Source organism: Bacillus sp. N12A5 (assembly GCF_026790125.1).
Taxonomy (GTDB): Bacteria; Bacillota; Bacilli; order Bacillales; family Bacillaceae; genus Bacillus.
Genome location: NZ_JALAMR010000002.1, coordinates 523,300 through 532,676, shown reverse-complemented (window position 1 = coordinate 532,676; position 9,377 = coordinate 523,300). Strand labels below are relative to the sequence as shown.

The following is a 9,377-nucleotide window of genomic DNA, read 5'->3' as shown; positions in this document are numbered from 1 at the left end:
AAAAACGGGGGTCAGTCCCTACTCAGGTGCTTTTCGCTTTCAGCTTATTCAAATAATCAATTGCATCCTGCATCGTATCAACAGGCACAATTTTCATATCTGAATCAATGTCTTTTGCTGTTTTCACTGCATTTTTATAATCAGAATTGCTGGCGCCGTTTTGATTTGGCGCGAAGAAAATATCTTTTCCGGCTTTGTCTGCGGCGACGACTTTTTGATCAATGCCGCCGATCGGGCCTACTGTTCCGTCAACATCAATCGTACCTGTTCCCGCAATTTCGTAGCCTTTTGTTTCGTCTGTTTTTGTCAGCTGATTATAGATTTCAAGTGACATCATTAACCCTGCTGACGGGCCGCCGATATTTTCTATTTCAAAATCAATATCGGGCTTCACTTTCACGTTTCTGTCCGTATAGAGCGAAACACCGATTCCTGCCCGTTCCGGCTCATCAGGAAATTGTTTTAACGTAAGGGTGACGTTCTTTTCTTTTTCTTCTCTTTCTATTTTCAACGTAACTTGATCTCCCGCTTTTTTGCTGCTGATATAATTAATCAGCTTTTCAGCAGACTGATAGCTTTTGCCGTCTGCGCTGATGATTTTATCACCGACTTCTATTTTCCCTTTTGCAGGCATGTTTTCTACAACTGAGCTTGCGTAAATGCCGTTAAAGGAATAGGTGACTTTTTTCCCTGCCTTTTGATAGGCCGCTATAACGGCGTTTTCTTGCGAGCTTTTCATCATTTGGAGCTGCCTTTTCATATACTCCTCATCTGATTCGCCTTCTTCCTTGATGCTTTCATCAGGAACAATTTCATAATAAGGGTGCATCTTTGCCCACACATATGTAAATGGATTAGCCGGTCCCACTTTGACAGTCATTAAGGACAAACTCCCTTTTTCCGGATAGCCTCCCTCCACCTTTATGAGTGAAGCAAGCTCCGTCGCTTCTCCCGGTTTTGTAATATAGTATGGAAGTTTTATAAATGATAAAACGGCAATCAGAATGAGGATGACAAGCATCCAGCTAAAATGTTTTTTACGTAGCAAATTATGAGCCCTCCCAATTCTCTATTTCTTTTTTTATCTGGCTGATCATTCGGTTTGTCGCCTCCTCGCCTGCCGATATCATTTCATCAATATTGGCAAACGAGCTGGAGCTGTATGTTTCAAGAGAAGGGCGAATCATGATATCAGCGGCAATCGTTTGATGTCGTACAAGTTCATTTTGCAGTATATCCATACTTTGCATAATCACATCAAAAATATGCGCCGCCGTTTCGGTTTTTCGAACCCTGGAGACATCTGAAGCGATGATAATATCAGCCCCCATGTCCTTTACTACTGAAACCGGAATTCGGTCGACAACCGCACCGTCTACAAGAAGCCGCCCATCCAGCTTCTGGGGAATAAAAATACCCGGTATGCTGATGCTGGCCCGCACCGCATCTGACACTGATCCTTTGCGGAACACAATTTTTTCTCCGGTCTGTAAATCACACGCAACAATGCCCAGCGGGATTTGAAGCTCTTCGATCGGTTTTCCGAATGTATACGCATGCACAAGCTGCCTGACGCGGTCACCTTTTAAAAAGCCGAGCCGCGGCACCGTATAATCAGCATAAAGCCGCCGTTTAAAGGCCTTGGCGACTTTTTTCATCGTTGCCACGTCATGGCCGGCGGCATAAAAACTGCCCACCAAAGCGCCCATGCTGCTCCCCGCAATCATATCCACTTCAATTTGGTGCTTATGTAAACTGGAAAGCACACCGAGATGAGCGAGCCCCCTGGCCCCTCCCGATCCTAACGCTAACCCGATTTTCGGTTTGGCCAACGCGTTAACCTCCTGCCTGAATTCCCTGTATACCGAATTCTATGGTCTAAACTGAACCCCTATGCTCGTATATTAGTACAAAGAATCAAGAGGACAGGTACTGCTTGGCCGTTTCGTGTCATACATTATTTTATCATGATATATATGTCATTGGGCATTTTTAGCATCGGGGAGGTAAGAATGAACTTGTCGAAGATTAATACACTTTTGATTGCTTCGTTTTTTCTTTTCTTAACAGCGACTGTCATCTCACATCCGCAGGCCTCATTCGAAGCCTCTAAAACCGGGCTTTCTATGTGGTGGGAGGTTGTGTTTCCGTCGTTGCTGCCATTTTTTATACTGTCTGAACTCTTAATCGGATTTGGCATTGTGCGGTTTGTCGGTGTTTTGCTAGAGCCTTTTATGCGGCCGATCTTTCGTGTGCCGGGTGTCGGCGGCTTCGTGCTTGCTATGGGAATGGCATCAGGAAACCCAGCGGGGGCAAAACTCACTGCCCGTCTGCGGCAGGAAAAACAGATTTCAAGAGTTGAGGCAGAAAGGCTTGCGTCGTTTACCAATTCTTCTAACCCGCTCTTTATTTTTGGCGCGGTCGCCGTCGGTTTCTTTCAAAATGCATCATTAGGCATTTTATTGGCTTCTGCGCATTATTTGGGGAACCTGGCTGTCGGTTTAACGATGCGTTCCTACGGCCGTAAGGAAGAGCAGCATCTCAGAAGGAAAAAAACGATCCCTTTTCCTTCGATCAAAGATGCTTTACACGCCCTCCACGCGGCCAGGCTTGCAGAGAAACGGCCACTGGGCAAAATATTAGGCGACGCTGTGACATCTTCTGTTCAAACGCTTCTTATGGTAGGCGGCTTTATTATTTTATTTTCTGTCTTTAACCGGCTGTTGTCCGTCGTTCAGCTGACAGATGTTCTGTCTGTTTTCACAAAAGGCGCGCTGGCCTTGTTTCAGCTTCCGGCTCAATTGGACATTCCTCTTTTGTCAGGGATGTTTGAAATCACGTTAGGAAGCAAGCTTGTCAGCGAGACGGATGTTTCTCTACTTCAAAAAGCCATTATCGTCAGCTTTATTCTCGGGTTTAGCGGCTTTTCCGTTCAAGCCCAGGTGGCAGGTATTTTATCAGAAACCGATATCAGATTTAAACCATTTTTTATTGCACGTTTACTGCAGGGCGTTTATGCTGCTGTTTTCGTCATGCTTTTATGGAAACCTCTATACATGGCATGGCATGATCCGTATCAATATGTATTCAAATCTCTTAATAGCGGCGAAATGCCAACAGCGCTTATAAATGGCTGGAATCTGCTTGTACAGGTTGGACCTGCTGTCACATTGTGCGCGCTGTTTACGTACATTATCATTTTTTCTTACAGACTGACAAACGGAACAAAAAAAGGATGAGTCAAAACCCTCATCCTTGTCTGAATTTTTGCTGAAGCGCCAGCTCTACTTCAGGCGGAACAAACTCTGATACCGAGCCATTGTATCTCGCCACTTCTTTTACGATGCTTGAACTTAAAAACGAATATTGGTTATTTGTCATCATAAAAAACGTCTCAATGGATTCATCAAGCACACGGTTTACGGATGTCCCCTGCATCTCGTATTCAAAATCTGATACCGCTCTCAGGCCTCTTAAAATCGCTTTCGCATTTTTCTTTTTTGCATAATCAATTAACAGCCCTTGCGACGTTTCAACTGTTATATTCGGAATGTCTTTTGTTACTTCTCTCAAAAGCTCACAACGCTCTTCAACACTGAACAAAGGCTTTTTTGAAGAATTATTAAGCACACATACATACACTTGTTCAAAAATATGCGCCCCGCGTCTGATGATGTCCAGATGCCCATAGGTCACCGGATCAAAACTGCCGGGACAGACAGCTATACTCGCCACAACACTACCCCCTCTTTTTATAAATCGCCACCCCTGTAAGCCCATAGGTTTCTTTTCTTGTCATCACAAGATCTCCTACAGTTTCGGGAAGCGCAACGTCTTTGTCATGCTCAGCAACGATAAAGCCGTCTTCTTCCAGCATTTGATATTCGTCAATCATCGTTAAGAGCGCTTTTAGCTTCTGTTCCTTATACGGCGGATCAAGAAATATGCCGTGAAAGCCAGTTTCTCTTTTGGCGGCAGCGTGCAGGGCCCGTTCTGCATCATTGCGGTACACCTGTGCTTGTTTTGTAAGCTCAAGTGTTTTTAAATTGGATTTTACCGTTTGAATCGCTTTAAAATCACGGTCAACAAATATGCAATGCTCAAACCCGCGTGAAAGCGCTTCGATTCCTAGTCCTCCGCTCCCCGCGAATAAGTCTAGTCCCCTGCCTCCGTCAAAATAAGGGCCGATCATATTGAAAATGGATTCCTTCACTTTATCGGTTGTCGGTCTTGTTGATGTTCCCGGCACAGCCTTTAGTGAACGGCCTTTTTTTGATCCAGAAATTACTCTCATGTTCCACACCACTTTTTCTAAAAGCTTTTTTTGTTTCTAGGTTCGGCCGTACGCCGCTATGTACATAGAAAAAAATCAATCCTATCTTAACATAAAGCATTCTTTCAAACAATGAACGCCAATCTTCATAAACCGGTGTATAGGCAGACTGATCCTTGTCCATACTAAAAGCAACAGCATCTAGAGGATGTTGTTGCCAACCGCGGAGAAGACTTACGTTTCCCCATAAGTTCTTCCTCCGGTTTCTCCTCTCCCTTTGCCTTCTCCTTAACATGTTAAGGAATAGAAGGACCCCGCAGAAGCCTGCGGGGATTTTTTTATACAGCTATATTCCAATTTTATAATCGTATTCTTTTGCTTTATCAAGCTTTGACTCGAATTCCAATTTTAAAAACGGTTTATAAGAAGGCTCCACTTTTTTCACGAACGAATAAGATGCGATCTTGTCCATTGTTTTTTCAATTTGGTCCATATCGCAATACAGCACGACATACTTTAAGCGTTTTGATACATAGTGTACATTTCCGAACTTCCTCAGCATTTTGCTGTGCTTTAAGGAATGCAGATACACAATCATGCCCTGGCGCCTATTCTCCAATACAATCACCTGCCTGATTTCTCTTATATGTAAAAGACGAGACGGCCAGTCTCGTCAGGATACTTTGCATCCGCAGCTTCCGCCTGAACCGCAGCCGCCTCCGCATGAAGACAAACCGTCAAAATATGGGTTCCCAGTCGGAACTTTCACATGCTCTGAAACAGCTGTCCCGATCTCGACGCTAACCTCATCAAGAATAGACTGGAGCTCATTTTCAGCTCTCTTGAAGTCAGCCACCTTATCGTTCAGATCCAGCTCCCGCTTGATCTCCCTCATTTTCCGGGATATTTCTCTATAGTCAGGATGATATTTGCCAAAACGCTGTACATCCTCATACTGCTCTTTTATTTTGATAAAAGAACGAATAATCCGCCCTGCCTCTTCATCTTCCTGGAGACGCTTGTAACAATTGCGGTAGTTCTCAGCCGTCTCCGACTGAAGAATCATCTCGGCAAGCTGCTGAGCTTCACTTTGAAGCCGCACGGATTCCATCGTCGCATACATAACACGCACCTCCAGTTGTTAGTTTACCATGAAACCAGCCAATTGGAAAATGCTTAACCGCAGCCCGTAAACAATCTCACGAAAAAAGGCCCTCATTCAGGGCCTTTTAATCTTTTGTCCGCATCGCTTGAAACATTTGCATCATCATTTGCGCCATTTGAATTCCGTTTGTAAATTGGTTCACCCGGTGCGGTATGGTTTTTTCATAAAAGTTCATCATCTCAAGCTGAAAGGAGGACAGATCATCCGGTTTTCTCGAAAGCCTGCGGTACCATATCGGCTGTTCTCTAATGAACCGTTTCCGTTCTTCGTTTGCTAAAATAAATTCCTGAACCTCTTTGCGCATATAAGCTCCCCTTTTTTAATCCTTTCGAAAAGAAAAAGGATGCTGTCCAGACCCTGGCTGAGATTGCTTCTGGCTGCTTCCGGAAAATGTATGAAGAAGACTTTGCAACGACGAGATGGACTGGCTCATTTTATTGATTTGTTCGTTCATTTGATTGACATCCATCTTTTTCACCGCTGTCACCATTTTAGAGACAAAATCATTTTTTTGTGTTGTTTCAGGCACAGCTTCCGCAGCTTCTTCCGGTTCCCGATATGGATCCCAAATCGGGTCGCTCTCCCCGAAGAGGACCCAATTTTCATATACGTCCTGCCAGCTTCTTTGTTCTTTACGCACTTCTTTTATCAGCTTGGGATGCTTTTTGACGAATTGTTTAAAGTCATTGATAGAATGATTGGCATGTTGATTCGCCACAATCCTCACCCCCTCCGAAAATCGATACCTACTACAATGTATCGTTTTGTGAAGCATTGTGTTCGCCTATATTCATTCAGGATTGAATTTTCTGCTTTAACCCATATCCTCTCCTAAAAAGCCGTTATTGAAGGCTTCCGTGCCCTCAAGCCGTCCAGCCTTTCAGGAAATAAAAAAGCCGCGGAACCATTCGTCCGAGGCTTTTCATTACCATCGTTTAATAAAATTTTGGGTGTAATATTTTCGGTCTACTCCGACTCCAAGATGCGTATAATCTGAATTCAGAAGCGCTTTTCGATGCCCTTCACTATTCAGCCAGCCTTCTACAGCGGCCGGACCGTCTACATAATTGTATGCGATATTTTCTCCCGCTTGCTGAAAGTCAACATGCCCTTTTTCTAAGCGGTCTTTCAGCGTGCCGTATTTTTTGGAGACATGGGAGAAATAATTATTTTCTTTCATATCCTCACTATGTCCGAAGGCCACTTCCGCCGTCGGCTGATCCCACTCAAGCTTCGCAAGCCCATGTTTAACACGTATGACATTCGTCAAATCAAGTATTTGCTTTTCGCTCGTCGTTTGGATCTTTTTCCACTTATCATCTGAAACGGCTTTCGGTTTAATTAATTCACCGCGGTACACAACCTCATAAGGTCTTTGCTTTACAAAGGTTTGCGCATCAAACGCCCTGATGCTGGACAGCTTCCCCTCAAATTTGTCCATATACAGCTGGACATACATCTTTCCAACCTTTACAGTCGGCCGGGTGTTGATATCCTCTTCAGAAAACTCAAACCGATAGGAATTTCCTTTATACTCTACATTCACAAACGGTGCTACCTGGGTCGTCTTGAATACGTCTCCGGTTGATTCTCCAATTTTGAAAGGCTTGGCATTAATATCATTTCCTGCCGCAAATAATGTAACCACTTTATTGTTTAATACCCCGATTTGGATATATTGGTCTTTTCCTTGATTGTATACCCACCAATCGTAATCATAAGCTGAAGGGTCAATGCGTTCAGGTTCCCCCAGCTTTTTCGTTACATCATCGGCGGACTTGCCCATAAAGGACAATAACCCTGAAGTCGGCATATGTATTCGTTTGCCGCTATGCGCTTCCTCGTTCGATACTTGAGGCTCGCTGTCATTTGATTTCTTTTCAGGAACAGATCCATATTGAATAAACAGAACATAAGTTCCGCAGATAATCAAGAGGATAACCATTGCTCTCAATATATTTTTCAATCTATCACCCCCGTGCGAATCCATGTCTTGCTTTACATCTCATTACAATACAGCCTATTTAACATGTCAAAAATTTATGTGTTAATGAAAAAAGCCTTCTTCTCTGTTATCACCCTCGGAAATATCCGATAAGGCATTGCCGGCACGTTCATTCGTTTGCTCAGATAATGCTAGATCGCCAAGTGTGACCATTCCAGTCAGCTTTTTGTTTTTTGTAACAGGTATTCTCCTGAGCTGATGTGATGCCATCAAATGAAGAACCTCATCGACTGAAGCATCTTCATCCACACTAACAGGTTTTTCAGTCATCGCGTCAGTGATTTTTTGCGAATTCGGTTTTTTGATCGCAATTCCTCTTAACACGAGATCACGGTCGGTTACGATGCCGACCAGTGTTTCTCCGTCCTCATCAACTACCGGAATCGCACCTACATTCGCATCCTTCATCTTTACTGCAGCTTCATATACATTATCTAATACCGTACAATATTGCAAGTCGGCCGTCATCAGATCTTTTATTTTTGTCATCCGTATAACCTCCTTTGTCTAGTGCTATTGTCGTCAAAATTTATTTTTTGCATACTTTCAAAAGAAGAAGATTCATTGAAAGTTTAACGCTTTCATACTATGATTGTCAGGAAAGGTAATTTTTATAAGGAGGGGTCAGTGTTGAAGTTTACTGAAAGCGGACTTGAAGGGGTAAAGGCTGAGCTCAGCTGGCTGGATGACTTGATGGAAAGCAAAGGTCTCATCAGAGCGGGGCAATGGGATTACGAAAGAGTCACCTATGACAGGAAGTTTTCGACGATTGAGGGTACGTTTTATCTTCGGATTCAAGGCATTGCGACAGAGGGCGATGTTGGAAGCGGCCGCGCCGTGATTGAATTAATGTCCCCTCTTTTAGGCAAGCATTACTACCCCCACGGTGTAGAATATGGAGAAACAGAAGACTTTCCCGTACAAGTTGTGACAAAAAGCAAGGCACTGATTCAGGACATATCCGACATGTTAAAAACAGTTCAAATGTAATGAAAAGGTACAGCATATTCTGCTGTACCCTTTATGATATCGTCTGCTGAATATAAGGCGGTTCCTCCTGCCCGTCCTTTTCTCTTTCTTTCTTCACCCATTGAAAAAAAACAATCGCCAAAAAAGTCCCGTACACAATTTCCTGAATGATTTTCATCATGACTGCTCCGAGCTGCTGATCCTCTAACAAAGGCAGTGTATTAAATATTTCCGGTCCTGTTAATGGGACCTGCCCCATCATATCCGCGGGCACACAAAGCTTCATTGCCTCAGCCCACGCAGACGGATCAGTATAGGTGGCGTATAATGGCGCGCCGCTGAACATAATCAGCGCGCAAGCGGGCGTGAGCAGCATACCGTCCGCCATAATATATCCCAGCTTCATCAAGCCGCTGAGCTGCCGGAGACGCTCTACCTTATGAACCAGCGGCCACCACATCAAAAACGAAAGCACAAAGATGAGCCAAGTCATTAATGTGTGGTAAAGCGAATCCGTTTTGACAGTATCAAATATAAGCGGAACATGATAGAAGGAAAAAATGCCGTTAAATAAAAGCAAAGCAATTAAAGGCGTCGTGAAAAATGAAAAAATCGGTTTAATGGCAGGCCTGAAAATGATTTTCTCCCAAAGCCATGCAGGAATGCCTGCGATTAATAGCGGCGGGACGACCAAATACAGGACAGCCATCTGCACCATGTGCGCGCTGAACATAATATGCCCGAGCAAATCAACCGGGCTTCCCTCGGCTGCATATAAAAACAGCATCGCCGACAGAAAGCACACCATCTCTTTACCAGTTATTCGATTTGGCTTTGAAGACATTCGCCTGTAAAAATAAAGATAAAGCACCGTAATGCCTAAAAGGATACAAAAAAGATAAGGGCTCCACATCGCGCGAAACCCAAATACCTCTAATTGATTCATTACTTCACCTCCGGCGGCT

General features: G+C 43.9%; 13 protein-coding genes. 2 read left to right on the top strand and 11 right to left on the bottom strand.

The genetic code is table 11. The features are described from left to right. Positions 1-22: 22 nt before the first annotated feature. Positions 23-1,048 (bottom strand): protease DdcP, encoded by a 1,026-nt coding sequence (gene ddcP, locus MOC09_RS03160; protein ID WP_268369528.1) that lies wholly within the window; start codon positions 1,046-1,048, stop codon positions 23-25. Position 1,049: 1 nt separating this feature from the next. Next, positions 1,050-1,832, bottom strand: a complete 783-nt coding sequence (locus tag MOC09_RS03155) for a patatin family protein (protein WP_268360017.1) — start codon at positions 1,830-1,832, stop codon at positions 1,050-1,052. A gap of 180 nt (positions 1,833-2,012) precedes the next feature. Between MOC09_RS03155 and spoVV the strand changes: the two genes are divergently transcribed. Beyond that, positions 2,013-3,239: a dipicolinic acid transporter SpoVV gene (gene spoVV, locus MOC09_RS03150; protein WP_268360018.1), complete on the top strand. Its 1,227-nt coding sequence runs from the start codon at positions 2,013-2,015 to the stop codon at positions 3,237-3,239. A gap of 10 nt (positions 3,240-3,249) precedes the next feature. On the opposite strand, the gene coaD is transcribed toward spoVV, so the two are convergent. The 8 genes from coaD to MOC09_RS03110 all read right to left on the bottom strand — a co-directional run bounded on the left by coaD (position 3,250) and on the right by MOC09_RS03110 (position 7,932). Further along, positions 3,250-3,735 carry a pantetheine-phosphate adenylyltransferase gene (coaD, locus tag MOC09_RS03145; protein WP_268360019.1) on the bottom strand — a complete coding sequence of 162 codons (486 nt, stop codon included), beginning with the start codon at positions 3,733-3,735 and terminating at the stop codon, positions 3,250-3,252. A gap of 4 nt (positions 3,736-3,739) precedes the next feature. Beyond that, on the bottom strand, positions 3,740-4,294 hold the full coding sequence (gene rsmD, locus MOC09_RS03140) for a 16S rRNA (guanine(966)-N(2))-methyltransferase RsmD (RefSeq protein WP_268360020.1): 555 nt from the start codon (positions 4,292-4,294) through the stop codon (positions 3,740-3,742). A gap of 325 nt (positions 4,295-4,619) precedes the next feature. After that, on the bottom strand, positions 4,620-4,892 hold the full coding sequence (locus tag MOC09_RS03135) for a YlbG family protein (protein ID WP_268369526.1): 273 nt from the start codon (positions 4,890-4,892) through the stop codon (positions 4,620-4,622). A gap of 54 nt (positions 4,893-4,946) precedes the next feature. Continuing rightward, positions 4,947-5,396: a regulatory iron-sulfur-containing complex subunit RicF gene (gene ricF, locus MOC09_RS03130; RefSeq protein WP_003221370.1), complete on the bottom strand. Its 450-nt coding sequence runs from the start codon at positions 5,394-5,396 to the stop codon at positions 4,947-4,949. Between the two features lie 106 nt (positions 5,397-5,502). Beyond that, the gene (locus MOC09_RS03125; RefSeq protein ID WP_014113693.1) at positions 5,503-5,742 is read right to left on the bottom strand and encodes a YlbE-like family protein; all 240 of its coding nucleotides are present in this window, start codon (positions 5,740-5,742) and stop codon (positions 5,503-5,505) included. Between the two features lie 15 nt (positions 5,743-5,757). Continuing rightward, positions 5,758-6,156, bottom strand: coding sequence for a YlbD family protein (locus MOC09_RS03120; RefSeq protein ID WP_268360022.1), 399 nt, complete (start codon positions 6,154-6,156; stop codon positions 5,758-5,760). A gap of 207 nt (positions 6,157-6,363) precedes the next feature. Continuing rightward, positions 6,364-7,404 carry a CAP domain-containing protein gene (locus tag MOC09_RS03115; protein ID WP_268369524.1) on the bottom strand — a complete coding sequence of 347 codons (1,041 nt, stop codon included), beginning with the start codon at positions 7,402-7,404 and terminating at the stop codon, positions 6,364-6,366. An 81-nt stretch (positions 7,405-7,485) separates the two neighbouring features. Further along, positions 7,486-7,932, bottom strand: a complete 447-nt coding sequence (locus tag MOC09_RS03110; protein WP_268369522.1) for a CBS domain-containing protein — start codon at positions 7,930-7,932, stop codon at positions 7,486-7,488. A 138-nt stretch (positions 7,933-8,070) separates the two neighbouring features. Here MOC09_RS03110 and MOC09_RS03105 point away from each other — a divergent pair, with 138 nt between their 5' ends. Then, on the top strand, positions 8,071-8,433 hold the full coding sequence (locus MOC09_RS03105) for a YugN family protein (RefSeq protein ID WP_268369521.1): 363 nt from the start codon (positions 8,071-8,073) through the stop codon (positions 8,431-8,433). Positions 8,434-8,464: 31 nt separating this feature from the next. Here the strand turns inward: MOC09_RS03105 and ctaG are convergent, their stop codons facing one another. After that, a complete protein-coding gene (ctaG, locus tag MOC09_RS03100) occupies positions 8,465-9,358 on the bottom strand; it encodes a cytochrome c oxidase assembly factor CtaG (protein WP_268369520.1) in 894 nt (297 codons plus the stop codon). Positions 9,359-9,377: the final 19 nt, after the last annotated feature.